18 protein-coding genes and 1 pseudogene are annotated in these 19,570 nt (G+C 59.8%); 2 read left to right on the forward strand and 17 right to left on the reverse strand.

All coding sequences use genetic code 11. From position 1 onward, the window contains the following. Positions 1-16 precede the first annotated feature (16 nt). The 8 genes from F6Y09_RS17200 to F6Y09_RS17235 form a co-directional block, all read right to left on the reverse strand. Complete coding sequence (locus F6Y09_RS17200; protein ID WP_152208167.1) at positions 17-865, reverse strand: DUF6544 family protein; 849 nt, start codon at positions 863-865, stop codon at positions 17-19. Continuing rightward, positions 862-1,980 carry an App1 family protein phosphatidate phosphatase gene (locus F6Y09_RS17205; protein WP_152208168.1) on the reverse strand — a complete coding sequence of 373 codons (1,119 nt, stop codon included), beginning with the start codon at positions 1,978-1,980 and terminating at the stop codon, positions 862-864. The genes F6Y09_RS17200 and F6Y09_RS17205 overlap by 4 nt, the downstream gene beginning before the upstream one ends. Before the next feature lie 153 nt (positions 1,981-2,133). Then, the gene (locus F6Y09_RS17210; RefSeq protein ID WP_152208169.1) at positions 2,134-4,371 is read right to left on the reverse strand and encodes a heavy metal translocating P-type ATPase; all 2,238 of its coding nucleotides are present in this window, start codon (positions 4,369-4,371) and stop codon (positions 2,134-2,136) included. 12 nt (positions 4,372-4,383) lie between these two features. Continuing rightward, positions 4,384-5,508 carry a c-type cytochrome gene (locus F6Y09_RS17215; protein ID WP_152208170.1) on the reverse strand — a complete coding sequence of 375 codons (1,125 nt, stop codon included), beginning with the start codon at positions 5,506-5,508 and terminating at the stop codon, positions 4,384-4,386. Between the two features lie 25 nt (positions 5,509-5,533). Further along, complete coding sequence (locus F6Y09_RS17220) at positions 5,534-6,352, reverse strand: c-type cytochrome (RefSeq protein WP_152208171.1); 819 nt, start codon at positions 6,350-6,352, stop codon at positions 5,534-5,536. After that, positions 6,349-6,987 (reverse strand): cbb3-type cytochrome c oxidase subunit II, encoded by a 639-nt coding sequence (locus tag F6Y09_RS17225; protein ID WP_152208172.1) that lies wholly within the window; start codon positions 6,985-6,987, stop codon positions 6,349-6,351. Before F6Y09_RS17225 ends, F6Y09_RS17220 begins: the two co-directional genes overlap by 4 nt. A gap of 1 nt (position 6,988) precedes the next feature. Further along, positions 6,989-7,240: a hypothetical protein gene (locus F6Y09_RS17230; RefSeq protein WP_152208173.1), complete on the reverse strand. Its 252-nt coding sequence runs from the start codon at positions 7,238-7,240 to the stop codon at positions 6,989-6,991. 130 nt (positions 7,241-7,370) lie between these two features. Next, on the reverse strand, positions 7,371-7,565 hold the full coding sequence (locus tag F6Y09_RS17235; protein ID WP_152208174.1) for a hypothetical protein: 195 nt from the start codon (positions 7,563-7,565) through the stop codon (positions 7,371-7,373). Between the two features lie 395 nt (positions 7,566-7,960). Between F6Y09_RS17235 and F6Y09_RS20890 the strand changes: the two genes are divergently transcribed. Then, positions 7,961-8,290, forward strand: coding sequence for a DUF3135 domain-containing protein (locus tag F6Y09_RS20890; protein WP_152208175.1), 330 nt, complete (start codon positions 7,961-7,963; stop codon positions 8,288-8,290). Here F6Y09_RS20890 and F6Y09_RS17245 read toward each other — a convergent pair. The 5 genes and pseudogenes from F6Y09_RS17245 to F6Y09_RS20895 form a co-directional block, all read right to left on the reverse strand. Further along, positions 8,207-9,427: a cation:proton antiporter domain-containing protein gene (locus F6Y09_RS17245; protein WP_152208176.1), complete on the reverse strand. Its 1,221-nt coding sequence runs from the start codon at positions 9,425-9,427 to the stop codon at positions 8,207-8,209. The two genes, F6Y09_RS20890 and F6Y09_RS17245, sit on opposite strands and share 84 nt — an antisense overlap. Before the next feature lie 50 nt (positions 9,428-9,477). After that, on the reverse strand, positions 9,478-9,768 hold the full coding sequence (locus F6Y09_RS17250) for a BON domain-containing protein (protein ID WP_152208177.1): 291 nt from the start codon (positions 9,766-9,768) through the stop codon (positions 9,478-9,480). Next, the gene (locus tag F6Y09_RS17255; RefSeq protein ID WP_152208178.1) at positions 9,758-13,504 is read right to left on the reverse strand and encodes an AsmA family protein; all 3,747 of its coding nucleotides are present in this window, start codon (positions 13,502-13,504) and stop codon (positions 9,758-9,760) included. The genes F6Y09_RS17250 and F6Y09_RS17255 overlap by 11 nt, the downstream gene beginning before the upstream one ends. A 273-nt stretch (positions 13,505-13,777) precedes the next feature. Continuing rightward, positions 13,778-14,581 carry a methyltransferase domain-containing protein gene (locus tag F6Y09_RS17260; protein WP_152208179.1) on the reverse strand — a complete coding sequence of 268 codons (804 nt, stop codon included), beginning with the start codon at positions 14,579-14,581 and terminating at the stop codon, positions 13,778-13,780. 27 nt (positions 14,582-14,608) lie between these two features. Continuing rightward, positions 14,609-14,704, reverse strand: a pseudogene (locus F6Y09_RS20895) (TetR family transcriptional regulator); the annotation flags it as partial. A 42-nt stretch (positions 14,705-14,746) separates the two neighbouring features. Between F6Y09_RS20895 and F6Y09_RS17270 the strand changes: the two are divergent. Beyond that, positions 14,747-14,956, forward strand: coding sequence for a tyrosine-type recombinase/integrase (locus F6Y09_RS17270; RefSeq protein WP_246180581.1), 210 nt, complete (start codon positions 14,747-14,749; stop codon positions 14,954-14,956). Between the two features lie 39 nt (positions 14,957-14,995). On the opposite strand, the gene F6Y09_RS17275 is transcribed toward F6Y09_RS17270, so the two are convergent. The 4 genes from F6Y09_RS17275 to F6Y09_RS17290 are packed head-to-tail and all read right to left on the reverse strand — an operon-like array spanning position 14,996 to position 19,456. Next, a complete protein-coding gene (locus F6Y09_RS17275; RefSeq protein ID WP_152208180.1) occupies positions 14,996-15,760 on the reverse strand; it encodes an ABC transporter ATP-binding protein in 765 nt (254 codons plus the stop codon). After that, positions 15,760-16,734, reverse strand: coding sequence for a FecCD family ABC transporter permease (locus tag F6Y09_RS17280; RefSeq protein ID WP_152208181.1), 975 nt, complete (start codon positions 16,732-16,734; stop codon positions 15,760-15,762). The genes F6Y09_RS17275 and F6Y09_RS17280 overlap by 1 nt, the downstream gene beginning before the upstream one ends. After that, positions 16,721-17,605, reverse strand: coding sequence for a cobalamin-binding protein (locus tag F6Y09_RS17285; RefSeq protein ID WP_152208182.1), 885 nt, complete (start codon positions 17,603-17,605; stop codon positions 16,721-16,723). The genes F6Y09_RS17280 and F6Y09_RS17285 overlap by 14 nt, the downstream gene beginning before the upstream one ends. Before the next feature lie 30 nt (positions 17,606-17,635). Further along, on the reverse strand, positions 17,636-19,456 hold the full coding sequence (locus F6Y09_RS17290) for a TonB-dependent receptor domain-containing protein (RefSeq protein WP_152208183.1): 1,821 nt from the start codon (positions 19,454-19,456) through the stop codon (positions 17,636-17,638). Positions 19,457-19,570 lie beyond the last annotated feature (114 nt).

Here is a 19,570-nt window from a genome sequence, read left to right on the forward strand (position 1 = left end):
TGACCTGTACGCGCCGCTAATCGAGGCCTTGGCAAGAGCTATCAACGGGAAACTCTACAGCGGTTACCTCCGCCACGAAAAATGGAAAGTACTGATCGGTACCAAAATGATTGCCCGCTTCCACCTGCGTGGGCAGGCGAAACCCCGCAAACGAGCGGAATCCGGAGAGATACCCGCCGAAAGGTTGCAGCCCGTACTGCTTCTCAGGATTGGCATTGCTCCATCGTTCAAACCGTACTCGTGTCGGTTGACCATCTGCCGCGACGGTCACGTCCACCGATTGTGACAGGCCCCGATACGTTACGGTGACTCGTGCGCAATCGGTACCCACACCCTCCCAGACAATACCGGGACCAGGCACTACCGCCGCAGGCGTCCAGAACACGGCTTCGGCCACATAGCGACCAAACGCCGAGCGGGCGTGGTCGGGGTCGTTGCCCCCGCGGGCGATTGGCAGTAGCCCCATCAGCCAGAACCGGGTCCAGCGTTGGCTGTCAGAACCAGACAGTCTCAGCAAACCACGATTCGCATGCATTTTCCACACGAACCCGGTAGGCATTGCGAGGGTCTGCATGGCACGGAAGTCCAGATAGTTGGGAGTTTCCTTGGTACCCATGCCAAACCGCCCGGCCATTGTGATGCTGGCCACCGGGTAAAGTGATGTGCCGGACTCGATGGTGTACAGAAAATAGCGGCGCGCGGGTTCCGGCAGCTCGGCGACCATCTCTGGGGAGAAGCGAGGAGGCCGCGAAGGTTGCGTGGAGACAAGCTCAGCCATTGCCCTACGTTCAGCCCGGTGATCCAGCAACCGCCAGGCTAGAAGCGCCGACCCCGCCAGAAGGAGTAATGTAAGCAGAAAAGTCATCGGAATCCTCTAAACACCCCTCCACCACGCCGCACAGCCTCCACGGCCTGCTCCTGGATCAACCCCTGTTCCGCCGCATGCTCAGCCATATGAACGCTATCCGCTGTACTAATCACGTCAAAATCAATCCCGGCCTCTCGAGCCAGGTTTGCTATTGCTTCGGAGCGGGCCGGATCGTGGCTGACATCACGGATATAGATGGCAAGGATACGCCCGGGGTTCTCCCGGAGAATACGGGTATAAATCTCGGGATCATGCTGTCCGGAGTCCCCCACCAGTATGAACGGCAGGGTGTGATACAGATCGAGGACGTGACGGATGGCATCCTGTTTGTGGTCGCGGGCCCGTCTGGGCAGGACGCTGCCACGCTTCATGCCCCATTCCCGCAGAATCAGAATGGGGCCATTCGGGATCCGGTGCATCCGGAACAGCGCCACCAGCACCTGGTAGATGCTCCAGGGCGCACGGGACACATACACAAGCGGATTGCCATCCTCACCACTGCGACCCTGGTAAAACCCCTGATACAGTTCGGGCACCCCGGGGAACAGCACCCGGCTATCCGAGCCCTGGGCAAACAGTCGCCACATCATCTTCGCGGTATTGGCGACACCGGTGTATACGACAGTATCGTCGATATCACTGATAACGCCATAAGTAGCGGTATGGGTGGGCGTAAAGAACTCACCCGTGGTTGTAGCACGCTCATCGGCAGGGTTGTCCAAAGACAGCTCAACGGAGTGCCAGGTTACGTCGGAGGGCATGGCCCCGAGCTTCATATCGACCCGAAAGAAGCCGTGCCGGTCCGTCACTACAACTGTCGTGGTGTCCTTGTACTTTACCCGCACCTGCGCACCTACAATGGGCTTGCGCAGCAGCCGGCGGAGCAGGTCCACCAGATCGCGTTTCAGCCGGTCTTCACGCATGGATGACCCGAACCCTGGTTGATGGAACACCCGCCCCATCAGGAACACACGATTTCTCGACCCATAGCCGCAATATGGGTGGATGAATAACCCGCCCCGGCCACTGTCGCCTTTTACCGGCGCTGCCAGCACACGCAGCCCCCGGCGCAGGGAAATCAGGTACTCACGGAAGCGTTTACGCGGCGGCATCAGGCTCTCTCATTGATTGGCGCAAACAACTCACCGGGCTGAGGGTTGGCGCAGCAGACCAATGACAGTGGATCTAAGGAATAAATAATGACAAATTTCATGCTCAGGATGGTAAACCAGTACGGGGGGCCTGCCAACCGATAGGGTTACGAGCTAACTGCTAAAAGAGGCATCCCTCAAGGGGCGGGAGAGCCTTGCGCTATTGGCGACGACACTCAGGCTGCTCGCCAGCATTGCCAGGGCAGCGGCGGTGGGAGGAATCGTGCCGGTGGCGGCGAAGGTCAGTATGGCGACGTTATAGACGATCGAGAAGGCCAGATTCTGCCGGACTATACCCAGAGTCCGACGCGACAGGCGCCAGGCACAGATGACACCCGAGACCCCCCCGCTGGCGATGACCACGCCTGCCGTGGCGACCGCGGGGGCCGAGGCGCCCTGTACCGCGACGCCACAATCCGCCGCCAGCGCGAGCGCATCGTTGACGCCATCGCCGACAAAAACCACCGGCTTCCCGGCCTTGCCAAGGTGCACGACCTTGTCTTCCGGAAGGCATCCCGCGTGTACTCGCTCCGGATCCAGGCCGACCGCAGAGGCAAAAGCGGTCGCCGCGTCCAACTGATCGCCCGTTGCCAGAGCCAGTGTCAGGCCGGCATCCCGGAGGGTTTCAATGGCGCGGCGGGCTTCGGGGCGAAGCGTGTCGCGCAACAGGATTGGTCCCAGCCAACTGCCATTGTGGGCCAGGTCCACCCGGGTGGTGCCCAGCAAAGACGCTCTGCTCTCTGCGGGAATCCCCACACCCTGCTCCCGTAACCAGTTCGGTGCACCGATCATGATCGTGTGCGCCCCGTTGGCGTCCTGCCAGACCGAGCCGCGGGCGTGACGATGGGTATGGCCTGCTTCCTCATGCTGGGTATTGGCAGCTACCGCAGCGTTTTCGTCTTCGGCCGCGTGGCTGATGGCATCGGCAATGGGATGGGCTATGCCCGTTTCTGCCTGCGCCGCCAGCTGCAAGATGCGCTGGCGGGAGGCGCGATCACTGACAATGTCCACCACCTGCAACTCACCAGACGTCAGGGTCCCGGTCTTGTCAAACAGGAACTCCCGGGCGCCAGCCAATGCTTCCAGGGAGGCAGGGTCGCGAAACATGATGCCCTGCCGCGCCGCCGTTCCGGTGGCTGTTGCGTAGGCAAGCGGCAGGGCCAGCCCCACGGCACATGGGCAGGCAGCTACCAGCACAGAGAGCGCGCGCAAGGCGGCGTCCGAGACATCGCCGGTGGTGCCATAGCCATAGGCAAACGCTGCGATTGCGAGCAGCAGTGCCGTGGGCAACACCCACCGGGCAAAGCGCTCGGCTTGCAGCGCCACGGTACTCTTGGCGCCGGACAGTTCGAGCATGCGAACACCGATCCGGTCGATGAGCCGGCCGCCATAGGCGACATTGACCCGGACAGTGAGCTGACAGGACAGGTTTATACTCCCGGCTTCCACGGTGGCGCCAGGCACGATCGGCAAGGGCCGGGACTGTCCCGTCACCAGGGCGCGATCGATTTCGCTCTCGCCGTCGAGGACAACGCCATCCACGGCAATACGCTCGCCGGCACGGATCAGCACCCGGTCGCCCGGATTAAGATCAGCGGCCCGAACCTCTTCGCTGCTGCCGTCCGCCTGCAGGCGCCGCGCCGTTTCCGGTACCGCCTGGCGCAATGCACTGACAGCAGCCGAGTTGCGGCGCCGGGCATGGAGCTCGATCAACCGCCCACAGAGCAGAAAGGTCACCAGCATGGTGGCGGTATCGATATAGATATCGGTGCTGCCACGGCTAAGCTGCCAGACCGAGAGGCCAGTTGCTGCCAGTACGCCGAACGATATCAGCGCATCCATGCCCGGCACCCCTGCCCTCAGGGTGCGCCAGCCGGCATGGTAGAAGGACCAGGCCGAGTAAGTCAGCACCGGCAGCGCGGCAACGACAGCGCCGAGGGCAATCCACCCGCCGGCAGCAGAGCCGGCAATCACCGGGTCGACATAGAGCATAATGGAACCGAGCATGCTCCACATGCCAAAGAACAGGGCGACGGCCAGCCGCACCCAGACCTTGCGGGCATGTTCGTCGATCCGCTGCTCCATCTCGTCGACTTCGATTAGCGGGGCAACCCGATAGCCCAGTTTGGCTACGCGCTCGAAGATCTCCCGGGGATCGAAGTCCTCGCGCTCCCAACGGACCAGCGCACTACCGCCGGTAAAGCTGGTACTGGCAAAGGTGACGCCCGGGGTTCGCGCAATGATGCGCTCGACCGCCATTGCGCAGCCGGCGCACCACATGCCTTCAATGGAGACGACCAGTCTTTGGGCGCGCCGAATGCTGGCCAGATCCAGGGGGGCGGGTTTTGCCATCAGAAAACCCGACTACTGGGCGCTGGCAGCGGAAGTTTGTTCGCGGCTGACACCGGCTCCGAGAATCTTGCCGCGCACTTCCTGGCCATAGTAAATATCATCACCATCATGGTACCTGGCGCGATTCTCCTCCACGGTGCCCGTCTGCCGGGGATCCTTGGGCCGCTCAAAGCTGCTGATATACGCCGCGACGTCCCAGGCCTCCTGATCCGTCAGGCTGTTGGGCTTGCTCAGCGGCATGTTCGCCTTGATGAACGCCGCTGCGGTGTTGATACGCGACATGCCGGCGCCCCAGTTGTAGGCTTCGGCTCCCCACAGCGGCGGGAAGCGTAAACGACCGTCAGCTTCACGGCGGCCTTGACCATCATCACCATGGCAGAGCGCGCAGTTCGCTGTGAAAACCTCCTCACCGCGCTCATAGTCATAGCCGAGTTCGGTTTTTGCCACCTTGGGATAACCGGCGCCGGGAACCTTTGCGCCCGTGGGCACGCCATCGGCGAGCCAGAAGGCGTAGGACTCCAGGTCTACATAGACGTCGCTGCCAAGTGGTGGAGGCCCGCCGGAGGGCGATGCCTGCGCGTTCATGGAATAGGTGAAGCAGCCCTTTATCCGATCCTGGAAGGTGTTCACTTTCTGATTCTTCCCCCGGAACGCCGGATACAGGGGATAGGCCCCCCAGAGTGGCGCGGAGTGCTCCTTGCGGCCGCCATCCAGGTGACAGTTGGCGCAGGACTGGCTGTTGCCCACGAACCGGGGTGCATGTTCGCCGGTGTTCACAAAGATATCGCGCCCACGACGTATCGACTCGCCGAACGGCGTGTCGGGAATGGCCGACTCCGCCGGTGGCGCGTAGTAGCCGTCGGCCGAGACCGGGACCGGCGGTGGATCGGACTGGACGTCCTTCAAACAGGCTTCCCGGGCCGCCTGCATGGCGGTCCTGTTGGCTAGCGCCTGGTCCTCGATCCCTTGCTGATCGGTATCCGGTATACCGCTAACCTTGCTGTAAACCGTGTTCCAGATACCAGACTGAAACGCCAGCGTACCGAAGGCGAACAGAACCAGGCCCAGCGCGCCGGCTTTGAGCAGGCGGCCCAGGGTGCGGCTCGGGCCACCATTTTGTGTTGAGTTCGTGGTCACGGGGTTCTCCAAAAGTCCGGGAAAGCTAGTGCGCCTGCTGTACTGGCTCCAACGGCAATGTCGCCAGGTAATCCGCTACCGCGCGCATATCGTTGGGGGTCAGGGCCTGAGAGATTCCATCCATCAGTGCCTGAGGTGAGTTACCGCGCGCTCCCGCATGCCACCTCGCAAGCTGGACAAAGGTGTACTGGGGATGCTGTCCGGCCAGGCCCGGGAATGAAGGCTCCACCCCCTCGCCATTGCCACCATGGCACTGGAAACAGGCCGGTACGTTTTGCTCCCAGTCGCCCGCCTCGGCAAGGATCTGGCCACGATCGAGATCGCCACCCAGGGTAGGTGCCACCCCTGACGGTAGCGGGATCTGAGCATAGTAGTCAGCCAATGCGCGCCTTTCGTCCACTCTGAGCGCATCGACCACATATGCCATGCTGGCGTCGTCCCTGCTGCCGTTATGGAAGTCCTCCAGCTGCTTAAAGAGATAGTCGGCTACCTGCCCCGCCAGCCGTGGGGTAGAGGCACTGCCTTCACCAGCTGCGCCATGACAGGATGGGCAGCTCCACATATTGTCTTTGCCGGAGTACACCAGCTTAAGCACCTCTGGTGACGCACTCTCCAGCCCCTGGGCCTCGGTCGTTGGCGACGTGGACGGAGCCGCCGGGCTGGTTTCCGGCCCGGTTTTATCGTGGACGGTGCCGAACTCGCTCAGGTAGGTGAGCGCGCCCCAGATCGAGAGCGCGAACACCAGTGCGATCACGAATATCGGGATCGGCTGGTTGGGCTCCCAGGGCTCGAAGTTCTCGTTTACCTGGGCTATGTGATTGACCGACTTCTCACGTCGCTTCATTTCCGCTCTCCCTTCGACGTGTCATAGCCTTGGTCGCGGATACTGCTCAATTCGCCTTTGATCGCGTAGCTCCGATTCAGACTCTGCAAGTACGCCACCAGATCCAGGGCCGCCTGTCTGGCAACCACCACCTGCCCTTCTGGCCGGAATTCAACCGGCAGCTTTACCACCACATCGTCTGGCGTGGCCTGGTCCTTGGTCTCGAACAGGAACGGGTAGGCCGGCATGATGCTCCAGTCGAATATCACCCGGGGCTGGTAAAGGTGGGTAAGGTGCCATTCGGCACTCGGCAGCCGCGCGCCCACGTTGAGCAGGTCCGGCCCGGGGCGCATGGTGCCCAGTTGATGCGGGGCATCGTAGTAGTAGTAGTAGTCACTTGCCACGGAAGGCCGTCCCCAGCCGTGAGCGGCATCGGCCAGGGCCTGGGAGGCAGAGCGGGGCTGCTGACTGTGGCAGTAGACACAGCCCAGGCTGACGTACTGTTCGCGGCCGGCCAGCTCCCGCTCGGTGTAGGGTTGCAGCTGGTCCGAGGGTTGCTGCTTATGGATCTGGATACCCGGCAGGATCACCAACATCAGGGTGGCTAAGGCCAGGATGGCAATGGCGCCTATGAACAAGGGAAGCAGACGATTCATGTCAGACTTCCTCCACAGAGGCCGGGCGATTGATGGCGCCGGTCGGCGCCGCCTCGGCGTCACTGCGCTGCAACGACCGGGTAATGTCGGCGAACGGATGCCCGACCTCCAGCAGCCCCAGCCCCTGCAACCAGCCGCCGATTGACATCGCGAAGAAGTAGACGGCAAAGCCGACCACCAGCAGCCGCGGCCAGGGCCACTCACGCTTGGTCAGCAACGGCAGCATATAGTAGAAGGCCCCGAACATGACCATGGTGCAGCTTGAGTGAGGCGAGGACCCCGAACGCGGAACCGAGTAACAGCATGATGGCTGCAACGACCGTCATCAGAATGACCACGCTGCGGCCCGAATCGTCGATACGGGCGCGGATCGCGTCGAAGCCCTATTGTTGTTGGCTCTTATCGCCATGAAAAGCGGTGGAGTCATCCGGTTGACCCACTTCTCCCTTCTCGAATATGGACTCCGCGTCTTGCTGATTGATGGAAAACTGACGATTGGCGATGGCCCAGATCAGAATGCCGAGCGCCGCCAGCGATCCGATAAAGCTGAGTGTCAGCAGAAACCCGATTGTTATCATTATGAAGGCCTATTCCATTCACATTGTTGATAGTTACGACGACTGTGCTCGTCAGTGACCCGCGCAGCCGGCTCGAAATTGTCCGGCCCTTGAACCAGCTTGTACCCACTGAGAGCAAGCTACATGTCGGCTCGGCCTGGTGCGCTGCCCGTTGGTGCTATTACAGCGCGAGTCGAGGCCACCGGTGCAATCGAAAGGCGTTAGAGATTGATATCAGCGCAGCTGAACGGCGGAGGCTAGACTTTGAGGATTAAGGCAATATTAAGGGGAGCTGATATCGCCGGCTTCCGAAGATTGTTAAGCAGGAAATTTCGCGGCTTTTGGCCCCATATAATCAGAGCTGCCCGGTTTTTTGTGCTGCCCGAATTCCTTGAATCCAGGAAAGGAGGAACGTCATGGATATACCTGCGTTCAATGAGCTCAGGGATCTGGCCCGGCGTGACCCGAAAGGCTTTGAAATATTACGTGCGGAATTGATTGAAGACTGTATTCGCCGCAGTTCGGGATGCAATCAACACCGGCTACGGGGCCTGGAGTTTGTGATCGAGGCCAGGCGTCGGGGAGCGGGCAGTCCGGATACTGCTCAAAACCCCATGTCGTTGAGCCGAGTGTCGAAGCTGACAGGCGGCACTCATATTTCCCTAACGCGCCTCATAGTGACGACCATAGTACTTCGCTACCGGAGCGGCACTCATGCCATGCACCACCAGCGAGGCGGCCACTAGCAGGCTGGCGCTTACCCAGACCGTTTCACTGCCGGTCTCATGATAGATCACCATGGAGTAGAATACCGCAGCCACACCGATGGGCCCGAACCAACCAGCCAAGAGCGACACCGGCAGATCCCGCCATGGCCGGATGGCGGGACGCAACAGCAGTATCACCGGAAGGCGACGCAGCGCCAGCACCGCCAGAGCCAGTCCCAACCCGGCCCAACCAAGGTTTAGCCAGCCCGACCAGGGAATCATCAGCCCCACCAGCATGAATACCGGCAGGGTGAGGAACAGGTTCACGGCCTCCTGAATTTCGCTTTCCTCACTACGATCCTTGCCACCTACCCGCTGATCGAAGGCAATGCCGGTGGCAAAAACCGCCAGGATGCTATCCATGCCAAGGAGTTTGGCCGCACCCAGAGCCAGCAGTGTCAATGCGAGGGTTGTCACCAGGAATGAGGGTTGGTCGATCAGATCGCGGGCTTCCGCCACGCGCAGGGCTGTACCAGTCAGGTACCCCAGCAGGGCGCCGATCACTACCGCCCCGAGCACTTGCCAGCCCAGAACATGGACAAACCATTCCGGTAGCGCGCTATCCGAACTTTTGATCAGCAGAAGCGGCAACATCACGAGGGGGAAGGCCAGACCGTCATTAAGGGCGGCCTCCGCTGACAGAGTATGGCGGAAGCGGGCAGGCAGGTTATCAGTTGCCACCCCACCCGTGACAATTGAACTGGAGACAACCGGGTCGGTGGCGCACACAGAAGCCCCCAGCAAGAGTGCGGTCATTAACGCCACATCGAGAAATGCCAGTGCCAGTCCGCTGCTTATCATCCACATCAGGGGCATTCCGAGCGCCAGAATGACCGTGAGGGAGCGGCCGTGGTCGAAAATGAACCTCGGCGGCAGACGCAGGGCGATGCCCATGAGGCTGACCCCCAGGCTCACCCGTGCCACTTCTTCCAGGATTTTCATCTCCGGGCCCCACCCGGCGGGGTCCAGCCAGCCCAATACGGGGCCAGCCAGAACCCCCAGCAGGAATGCCAATAAAGGCAGCGACAAGATGCTTCGGTTCAGCAGCCGGGAAACCATCCCGATAACCAGTACCGTTGCACCGACCAACACCAGGGCGATGTTGAACTCGCTCACGCTTTTCGCCTCTTTTCATTTGGGACTCAGAAAGGTCTTCAATAAACTGCTTATTTTATCGTAATCTGATTGTTCACGTTGCCACTACCACTGTTCTGTCGCACCAGATCCTCGACACGCTGTTTCTGAACGGCCGTTTCCACAAAGCCTTCCAGCAAGATTTCGTCCTCGTTGATCGTTATGTTGATGGCAGAACCGGCGATATCCTCAGCTTCAAACAGAACAGCCTTCAGCCGGACCTCCTCTGGGGTATCCTGCTCTGCCATACCGGTCCCGTCGACACCGGCACAACCACTAACAAGCATCAGCCAGAGCACCAGGTAACGACATTCAACTTTCATTGTTGTCGGACTCCTCTTCGTCTTTCTGTTTGTTATCGATGGACTCAGCGGACCGGTTTACCAGTCCGTCACAGAACGGAATTTCACTCCCTGTGCCAAGGTCAAGCAGGGGCAAGAGCGCAGCAACCGGGGTGGCCAGGGCAGCCAGGGCAGCACTGCTGGCTATCTGCATGGTCAGATCCTCGGTCTCTAGCCCGGGTTCCGGTTCATTGAAGGTGCCACCGAGATGAAGCGGAGTGCGCGCCGACAGAACGCTGACATCCTTCGGGTGAGCAGTAATGGTGATGTCCAGGCGCTCGTCGGCCAGGTTAACGGTCCCGGTACCGGTAAAGCTGGTATCTGTGGTATCGATAGCCAGGGTGTCGATGGTGGCGACACCGTCCCGTGCTTGCAGATCAAGATAGGCACAATCGATCGGGACAGGCTCCCGCCCGCGCATCCAGCTCAAAAATGACTGGGTGGCATCCAGCCCGGCCAGCTCGACCAACAGGGCATTCAGCTTGCCCTGGGTCATCAGCATGACCAAGCCGCCGTCGACCGAGCCGAACAGCTCGGCGACGGAGTTGCCGGCCACCCAGAACTTACCCTGACCGGCAACAGTGCCCATGCTGTCTTTGGCCAGTTCCCAGGCACTAAGTGCCTTGCTGAGATTGACGGCCTTAACCTCCAGTTGAAGTGTACCTTCCGGAGGCGTCAGTCTGGAATCAATGTCAAGGTTGAAGTCCACCTGACCCTCTCCCACCCCGAAACCCACCGGGTCGAAGCGGGCGTGGCCGTCTGCAAGCTCTACGTCGATGACCACATTGCTCAGAGGAATGTCAGCTGCCTGCACAGACTTCCCCCGGTAACGAACGTCAGCGGATACATCTTGCCAGGCGGCAGTGATCAGAGGTTGCTCTGGCAGTACGTCTCGGTCCCCATCACTACCTGCTGAGCTCGACTCGTCTTCCAGTTCAGGAGACGCCGGTTCCGCACCCGCCAGTACGCCAAGATCCTCCAAGTGAAGGGTTTCCGAGTGTAGTTCTCCTGTCAGATGCGGAGGGTCTGTACTGATATCGAGAGCAACCTGCCCGCCCAGATCACTGTCACCGACTCCACCCTCGATATTGTGGAATGACCATCGATCATTCTTTAACGACAGATCGCCGGATAAGGAGTACGGAGGCAGATCCGGCAGAGGTATACCCAGCAGGCGGCTCAAACGGTTTGGATTGGGTCCTTGCAGGTCGAGGGCGAGATCCATGCCCTTTAACGCCAACGGTCGTAGAATGGTGCCCTGCACCTGGATGCGGCTATCAACCACATCACTGGTCAGCTCGAGGGGATAAGGGCGATCCGGATCCCGGGCGGCTAACAGGGGACCGCCGCGAAATCGAAGTAAAAACGGTGAACCGTCATACTCGCCGTCGCCCTCGATATGAAAGGCCTGCTCGCCTGTGTCAAGACCCCGGGTCTGAAGGCTGAAGGTCAAGTCTGTGTCGGCTTCCGGATCTCTAAAGGAGAGCTGCGAGGGCTCGAAAACAAGGCGACCAATAAAGGGCAGTATCAGATCTTCTTTCTGATCGACCGCAAGGGTCTCCGTAATGCCGAGATGAAGTTGCCCGGAAAGTTCGCCCAGACGTTCTTCGAGTGGTGTGAAGGTGTCTCCGAACCGGCTCAAGGCGATGGTCTTGATCTCAACCTCAAGGGTACCCGAGGCGGACTCACCGGTGGCGTCCAATGCCAGCAAACTGCTCAAGCTGCCCCCGGCGATATTGAAATCCAGAGGCTGGACCTCAAGCCTGCCTGAGTCCAGGCTGGCAGACAGATTCAGGTTCGTCACCTCTGGCGCCTCCGGGAGCACCAGCGTTTCTACGCGCAGATTCAGTTGGCCATCGAATGCACGCAGGGCCTTCACGGGTGAACCAGCACCCTCCGGCTCCGCTTTGCCATTTGATGACGGGTCAGGCTGTGCGTTTTCCTCCGTAAACTCAGCGAGTTCAATGCGATCCACGTCAAGCTCAAGATCCACCACGGGGCGAGACCCATTGCGGAAGTAGATCTCGCCCTCCAGTTTGCTGGCCCCGATGTGTCCATCGAGGGCGGTGACAGACCATAGTTCCCCGTCACGGCTCAGCCGCCCCAACAATCGGAACTCAGGGAGGACGGGCAATGCAGCGCCTGTCCAGGTTTCCAGATCCTGGCCACCATCGCCCTGGAATACGAGGTTACCGGCGAAATTCGCGGGCGTCAGGAGCGCTCCCAGCTGGGTATCCGCCCAGGCAATCAGATCACCGCTTTGGGCCTGGGCCTTTAGCCCGTAGTTTGCGGGGCCTTCCGCCAGTTCCGGCAGGGGCGCCCCCTCGATGGTCACATCCAGTGGCTTGCCCTGGTACCTCCCGGTTAACGAGAGCACAGGTGTTCTAGGTTCTCCGGTCTGCTCCAGTTTGAGGGCCAGATCACTGCCGGCCGCCGTGTCCTGATTTTCCGTCCGATAGGACGCCCTGGCGACATCCACATCGAGGTGCTCCAGAAGCGTCCTCGGACTGAAGGAAGACGCCTGCTGCAACCGGTTGAGACCGAGTTCGAGTTCGGCGCCAAGGAGTGTTTTGGGCTCTGCATCCACGCCCAGGGCCTGCAGGTTTACTTGTTGCAGGTCGAGCCGGGCTTTGGCGGTGATGAATCCGGCGTTGCTGACCAGACGAGCGTTGCCTTCGCCCCGGCCTTCAGCCACTTCAAATTTCAGAGTCTCCAGCACCAGCTCGTGCTGGTCCGGGCGCAGTCTGACCTCAACATTGCTGAACGTTGTCGGCTCGAGGATGAGCTGCTCGACAGCGAAACGGATGTCTCCCCGCAGGTCTGGCAGCACGGGGATGGCCACCGACGGGGGCTCGTCGGTGGCTTGTGATTCAGGAAGTGCTGCCAGAATATCAGTGACGTTGATAGAGGAAGAGTGCAGTTTTCCGGATACCGCCAGTGGGCTGGAGCCGGTATCCACACTAATATTGCCATCAATACGGACCTCACCCACCCTGGCCTGAATATCACTTAACCGCCACTGGCTATCGGCAAATCCCGGATCTGTAACGCCCGAGAGTTCGACGGGCAGCACCAGACGTTCGCCTGCCGACCACAGTCCGGCTTCCCCGATCAGGGATAACCTGTCACCGGCCTGCCTCAACGAAGCGAGTAATAAAATCTGCGGGTGCTCCGTTTCAGGTGTGAAGTAACGGATATTCGCATCATAAACATCGAGTTGTTGGATGGTGACGGGGAGACCGGAGCTGTTTGCGTCTTGAGCGGTGCTTTCTTCCTTGCCCGCACCCTGGTCCGTCAGTGCAGGCAGAACCCAGTTGCCCGGTTCCCCCTCGCGGCTTTGCAAGTTGAGGGTGGGTTCCGTTATCGTCACAGAATCCAGCGCCAGTTCGCCCCTGAGTAGACTGCTGATGGAGGGTTTAAGCGCAAGACCACCAACGGTCAGCATGTCCGGGGTCTGGGCCCAGTCGGCGCTTGCAAGCTTCATTTGACCCACCTCGAGGTGAGGTCGGGGCAAGAGACTCACTGAAATGTCACCGGTGATTTCCATTTCACGGCCTGTCATGGCTTCGACGCGATCGGTGAGGGGGCCCTTCAGAAAATTCCATGACATCAGCTCGATGACCAGTACCGCAACGACCACTAGCGCGAAGAAAACTGCCAGTGACCACCGGAGAACTCTGAACAGGATTTGTAAGGGGGAGCGGTTAGTCATATTCATGACTGGTTCGGGCTCAAAGTTGGGCGGCTATCCACACCGGATTGCGATGATGCTTCTTTCAACATAGTCGAAATTTGCCAGGATGCCTGCGGCCAACACTGAGGGCACTGCGGCTTAATCCGGCGCTGTTACTGCGGGATGGTTGAGTGGATGGTGAGGATTTTGGGTTTTTCTACAGCCTCAACGCCAGCCATCAGCCGCGCAAGGTACCAGCGTCGGCCGCATGTTGTTATTGGGTGGCAAACCACTCGATGTTGACGACTTGCCGCAAGATCATGATTTCGTTGCCGTCACTATGTGTACCGGCACCGGAAATTCTACTGTACCGCCGGAGGTCTGAAACGCCTTCAGCGCTATTTCAGCTTCTTCGGTAATGGCTTCGATGGTGTCCTCGTCCAGGAGAATACCGGCAAACGGGAACCATCCCTTTACATCCGACAAAACCATATTCCTCACGCTCGAAAAGCAGGCCGTTCCCTCTTCCGTCTCCATTTTTATCGAGCTGATGCCCGCATTGGCGAACACAGACGCAAGCGCGTCCCTGTCACCCATCGAAAATGGCATGCGAAGCGCATCCGCCACTGACTTATTGACCACGCGCTCGTACACCTCAGCAACAGCTGCATAGTCAGGCAAGTCGTCCAGAGAGCCAAACACCGCTGTCGTCAGATTACCCCCGGGCCTTAAGACACGCTGCATTTCTTGCAGAGCGGTCTTGGGGGAAGAAAAGAGCATCAACCCAAACTGGCAGAGAACAGCATCGAAGCTAGCATCCTCGTAGGGCAACGCCTCAGCGTCACCTTCACGCCATTCAATCTCTGGAGCGATGCGGTTCGCAACGGCTAGCATACCCGGATTGGCATCCACCCCCGACACCGACCCATCAGTGCCAACCCGTTCAGCGATGACTCGCGCGAGTATTCCGGTACCACAAGCCACATCCAGGATGTGTTGGCCCTGCCGAATTTCGGCTGCGTCGGCTAACCGATGTGCCCACTCCGAAAACAGCGCTGGAGCAAGGAGCTTTTCATAAGTTTCCGCAACTTTTTCAAGTTCCTGGAGATTTAGTTCACTCATCGTAGGTCTCCTCTGATGGTGGTACACAGCACTCTTGGTTACCCTCGCCCGCGATGCGATCGCTTCAAGGGAGGTGCCACTAAACCGCTGTCGGCTAAAAAGCCGATAGCCTGTTTCAAGAATGGCTTCGCGGGTTTCTTCTGCATACGCCTAACGTCTGCTCTGATGTTCCACGGTCGATCTTCCCTAAACTATGGCTCTAAAATTATTTGCCATACCTGCCACCATCGCTTCGCCACCAACCTGCTAACGCGGGGCACAGACATTCGCAGCATTCAGGAGTTGCTGGGCCACAACGGTATTTCCACCACACAGACATATACCCATGTTGTTGGAACTCACGAACGCGGTATCAGCAGCCCGCTGGATATTTGAGAGGAATTTCAGGCACCGGGAGTTTACCCTCGCAGTCTCCTAGCCGGGCACGAACACCGGAAAGCCGTCCAGCTCTGCAGTAAGCAGACGCTGGTCAAACAACTTCTCAAGCGCGGTGGTTATCAACATATCCCGGGCTCGTCCCCAGCAGGCCTGGCCGTCAGGGAACATCAGCAGGATCTGATCACACCAGCGGGCGGCCAGATTCAGGTCGTGCAGGCACATGAATACCGCCTGGCCGGATGCGGCCTGGCGGCGCAGCAGCTTCATCACTGAGGTCTGGTGCTGCAGGTCCAGATGATTGGTGGGCTCGTCCAGCAGCCAGATACCCGGCGCCTGAGTCATCAGCGTGGCAATGGCCACCCGCTGCCGCTCGCCCCCGGAAAGCGTGTTGACCAGCCGGTCCCTCAGATGTATCACATCAAGGGATTGCAGCGCATGCTCTGCAATCGCCAGGTCTTCACCACTTTCCATCTGCCAGGATGACAGCCAGGGGTGACGCCCGATCAGGGCCGTTTCCAGCACCGTAGCCGGGAAGCCGTCCTGCCGATCCTGGAACACCAGCCCCATCTGTTGCGAAACAAGTTTGCGCCGGATGTCCGTGAGCGGTTTGCCATCCAGCAGGAGCAGCCCGCTTCGGGGCACCCGAAGACCCGCCAGCGTATGCAGCAATGTGGTTTTGCCCACACCGTTGGGGCCAAGAACGCCCCAGACCTGCCCTGGCTCTATGGACAGGTTAAGGGGCGCACCCGAAGCACGCCCGGGAATGTCGATAATCAGCTCTTCGGTGGTCAGTATCGCCATTACCGACTCCGGTAGAGCAGGTACAGAAAGGTCGGAACGCCAATCAATGCCGTGATCACGCCTACGGGCAACTGTTCCGGCGCTATCACCACCCGGGCCAGGGTGTCCGCCAGCATCAGCAGAGTGCCGCCGGCAAACGCACAGGCCGGCAGAATCAGCCGCTGATCATTGCCCAGCACCAACCGGAGCATATGGGGCACCACCAGACCGACAAATCCGACAGCACCGGCCATGGTAACGGCAACCGCTGTCAGCAGGCTGGCCATCAGATAGATAAACCATTCCAGGGACCGGACCGATACGCCGAGTGCCGCGGCCTGCAATGAGCCACGGGCCAGAACATTCAGTGCCCGCCCGAGTGGAAACACCAGCAGGCAGACCAGAACCAGAATAACCAGACCGGGCCAGGGCGTGGTGGCACGGGAAAGGTCCCCCATGAGCCAGTACAACATGCCCGGCAGCCGACCGGCCGGTGTCATCGACAGAATAAGGGTAATGACGGCGCCCCAGCCGGCGGCCACCACCACACCGGTGAGCAGCAGGCGGGAAGGTGTCCAGCTTCCGCTGCCGTGGGCCAGGCCAAAAACCAGCAGCGTCGCCAGCATGGCACCGGCAAAGGCCGAACCGGACACCAGAAAACCGGCAACTCCGGCCAGCATTGCCAGCATCGCACCGACAGCGGCACCGCCGGACAACCCGAGCACATAGGGGTCGGCCAGAGGGTTTCGCAACAGCACCTGCATGAGCGCACCGGCCACCGCCAGCAAGCCGCCGGTCGCAAAGGCGACCAGAGTCCGGGGCAGCCGAAGCTCGAGAATGAGGGTTTGCTGCAGCGCACCGCCGCCGCCGGTCAGCACTCGCAAGGTATCCTCAAGATCAATGGCCGTACTGCCAATGCTGACCGACAGCACACCCGCCGCCAGGCTCACCAGCACAAGGACCAGCATGGGTTTGATGAAGTCAGAGATTGGCACGAGCCTGCTCCAGGGTCTGGCACAGGTGTCTGGCACCTTCCACTATGCGCAGCGTTGGCCGCGCCAGCAGATCGGGCGGCTCCAGAAACAGGTTACCGGCTGCAACTGCGGTCAGGCCGGGGAATTGCTGCCAGTCCTCCAGCCACTGGAGGTTGCCGGTCTGCCCGGCCGTCACAATGGCATCCGGGTTGGCTGCCAGCACTGCTTCCCGGCTGATTCGGGGTACCAGTCTCGGCAAATGCCCAAAGACATTGACGCCCCCGCACACCTCGATCGCCTTGCTGATCAGTTCCTCCCGGTTCACGGTCATCAGCGGTTGGTCCCAGATCTGATAAAACACCCGGACCGGCCGGGCGTCGACATACCTGGACTCGATACTGGCAATCCCTTCACGAAAAGATTCTGCACGCGTTTTTCCCAAAGCGGGTTCACCGGTCAACGCCGCCAGATTCTCAACCGCCCGGGCAATGTCCTCAAACGCCCGCGGGGCAAGCCAGAACACCGGAATGCCAAGATCCGACACCCGCTCAAGCTGGCTGCGGGAGTTGCCATCAATCCAGGCCACGACCAGATCCGGTGCCAGTGAAACGATCGCCTCCAGATCCAGCCGGTTGCTGTTTCCCACCCGGGGTAACTCAGCAGCCTCGGCCGGAAAATCACTCCAGGCACTGACCGCGACCACCTTTGCCCCGGCGCCGGCGGAGAACAATAGTTCGGTGGCGCCGGGCGAGAGCGATACAACCCTTTCAGCAGGACCGGCCAGGCACACCTCACTGTCGAGCGCGTCGCGGGCACACGGGCCCGTCGCCATTACCGACAGGGGCGCAAGCACAGCCAGGGCAAACAGCACAACGGGCCCGAGACGCCTCATGGGAGATTGCCGCCTTTCCGATCAACAAGCTTACTGCTGGAAATCATAGCGTATGGAGGCCATGAAGGTCCGGCCGGCGGCAATAAAATTGGTGTTATCAAAGCGCTTGGCCGTGGCGTACTTGTTATCCAGAACATTATCCACTGTAAGGAATGCCTGCCAGCCAGGTGCCAGGGCCTTGCTGGCCCGCAGATCCCATACTCCGAAACCGGCAATGCGCTCACGAATCGTGGTCATCGATGAAAAGTCATAAATATCTTCGTATCGGTGGCTTTCGGCCCGGACCGTTGTACCGAAGCTCCACACTCCAATTTGTTTGTCCAGGTCAAGACGGACAGACCGCTCCGCACGACGGGCCAGCTGGCGCCCTGTTCCCTCGTCTTCAAAATCACCTGCCGATGCCACCGCGTTCAGAAACCAACCATCCTGTTCCCAACCACTGCTCAGCTCAATACCTCTCAGCCGGGCTTCGGGGACACTCCCGGCCTGATTCTGGGAGGGCAACGACAGGTCTTCGACATCACTCTGGTACACCGCCAGGTCCCAGAACCAGCTTGTGTAACGGCCCTCAATACCGGTCTCATAGCTACTGGCCTCTTCCGGCTCGAGATCCGGGTTACCGAAATCGGGAAAATACAGATCATTGAACGAGGGGGCCTTGAAAGAAGTTCCGGCACTGGCACGGACACGGTGATGGGCATCGAACTTGTAACCAATAGCTGCGCCCCAGGTTGCTTCCGTTCCGTAAGCTTCGTTGTCGTCACTACGCAGGCTGAGGTGCAAATCAGTGCGACCAAAATTCAGCAATGCCTGGCCAAAAAAGGCTTCATTGGAACGACTACTCTCTTCGTAAGCGATAGTACTCTCGACTTTATCGACCAGATACTCTGCGCCGATAACAAATTCATGGGTGCCCGCAGTCAACCAGTTTTCAATGCGGGAGCTTCTCGTACGCGTATTGAAAATCCCGGGGAACGAACTGAAATCCTCCAACTCATCACGGGCATCTGCCAGATGTAGCGAAGTCCGCCAGTTGGCAGTGATCGGCACATCCAGATTGACACCCGCGGTCTGGAAATGGAAATCCTCCTCACCACCCTCATATTCAGTGTTACCTTCGGCGCTGAGAAAACTGAGCCCCGTCTTGATACCATTATCGAATTCGTGACGTGCACTGGCGACGCCAGACAGGTTGTCGTAGCCCTTATCGTCGCCACCGGCTATCACTGGCGCACCGTCCGTGCGGAAGTAATTGGCACCGAGACTGACACTGGTTTGGTCAGTGACCGAGGAGAATCCCCCACCATACTGCTGACTGTCGAAGTTTCCGCCCCCTGCCTCGATCCAGCCCCGGTTTCCTCGAGCTCGGGGGAGCGTAAATGCCTGCACAACCCCGCCTACCGCATCCGCACCATACAAACTGCTGCGGCTGCCACGAACAATCTCCACCCGGTTCAGCAATTGCGGCGGTAAGTATTGCCAGGCCGGCCCACCCACCGTCGCCGAACGAATCCGCACACCATCAACCAATAGCACCGTGGCATCGGAGGAGTGCCCGCGAATGAAAACACCCGTCTGCTTTCCGAATGAGCCGTTTCCAGAGACCGTAATGCCCGGTTGTGACTCGATCAGTTCACGAAATTCTTTCGGTTGTTGGCGCCGAATTTCCTCTTCGTCGACCATGGTGACGGACGACAGGCTCTCGCCCACCGTCCTTGGTCCCAAAGTCGCAGTCACAACAATTGGATCGAGTGTATCCGGGTATCCGTCACTCTGGCCGAAAACCAGAGCCGGCAGAGTTATCAATGACGCCGCTGTGGCCAGGGCAGGAAAGGAAGGCTTAACAGACATTATTCTTTGCTCCGCACACCGTGCGCACCCGCACGGGAATCAGGGTGGTGTTGCGGAACAGGCAAGGAGGGGGCAGGCGGTAGACTGGTGTCGGGGACGCGGAACCGGAATATC

This window comes from Marinobacter changyiensis (genome assembly GCF_009193265.1).
Classification (GTDB): Bacteria; Pseudomonadota; Gammaproteobacteria; order Pseudomonadales; family Oleiphilaceae; genus Marinobacter; species Marinobacter changyiensis.

Coding starts and splice junctions, on each gene's coding strand:
- F6Y09_RS17200 (WP_152208167.1), bottom strand. CDS start 865: ATGACTTTTCTGCTTACATTACTCCTTCTGGCGGGGTCGGCGCTTCTA.
- F6Y09_RS17205 (WP_152208168.1), bottom strand. CDS start 1,980: ATGCCGCCGCGTAAACGCTTCCGTGAGTACCTGATTTCCCTGCGCCGG.
- F6Y09_RS17210 (WP_152208169.1), bottom strand. CDS start 4,371: ATGGCAAAACCCGCCCCCCTGGATCTGGCCAGCATTCGGCGCGCCCAA.
- F6Y09_RS17220 (WP_152208171.1), bottom strand. CDS start 6,352: ATGAAGCGACGTGAGAAGTCGGTCAATCACATAGCCCAGGTAAACGAG.
- F6Y09_RS17225 (WP_152208172.1), bottom strand. CDS start 6,987: ATGAATCGTCTGCTTCCCTTGTTCATAGGCGCCATTGCCATCCTGGCC.
- F6Y09_RS17230 (WP_152208173.1), bottom strand. CDS start 7,240: ATGGTCATGTTCGGGGCCTTCTACTATATGCTGCCGTTGCTGACCAAG.
- F6Y09_RS17235 (WP_152208174.1), bottom strand. CDS start 7,565: ATGATAACAATCGGGTTTCTGCTGACACTCAGCTTTATCGGATCGCTG.
- F6Y09_RS20890 (WP_152208175.1), top strand. CDS start 7,961: ATGGATATACCTGCGTTCAATGAGCTCAGGGATCTGGCCCGGCGTGAC.
- F6Y09_RS17250 (WP_152208177.1), bottom strand. CDS start 9,768: ATGAAAGTTGAATGTCGTTACCTGGTGCTCTGGCTGATGCTTGTTAGT.
- F6Y09_RS17255 (WP_152208178.1), bottom strand. CDS start 13,504: ATGAATATGACTAACCGCTCCCCCTTACAAATCCTGTTCAGAGTTCTC.
- F6Y09_RS17260 (WP_152208179.1), bottom strand. CDS start 14,581: ATGAGTGAACTAAATCTCCAGGAACTTGAAAAAGTTGCGGAAACTTAT.
- F6Y09_RS17270 (WP_246180581.1), top strand. CDS start 14,747: ATGTTCCACGGTCGATCTTCCCTAAACTATGGCTCTAAAATTATTTGC.
- F6Y09_RS17275 (WP_152208180.1), bottom strand. CDS start 15,760: ATGGCGATACTGACCACCGAAGAGCTGATTATCGACATTCCCGGGCGT.
- F6Y09_RS17285 (WP_152208182.1), bottom strand. CDS start 17,605: ATGAGGCGTCTCGGGCCCGTTGTGCTGTTTGCCCTGGCTGTGCTTGCG.
- F6Y09_RS17290 (WP_152208183.1), bottom strand. CDS start 19,456: ATGTCTGTTAAGCCTTCCTTTCCTGCCCTGGCCACAGCGGCGTCATTG.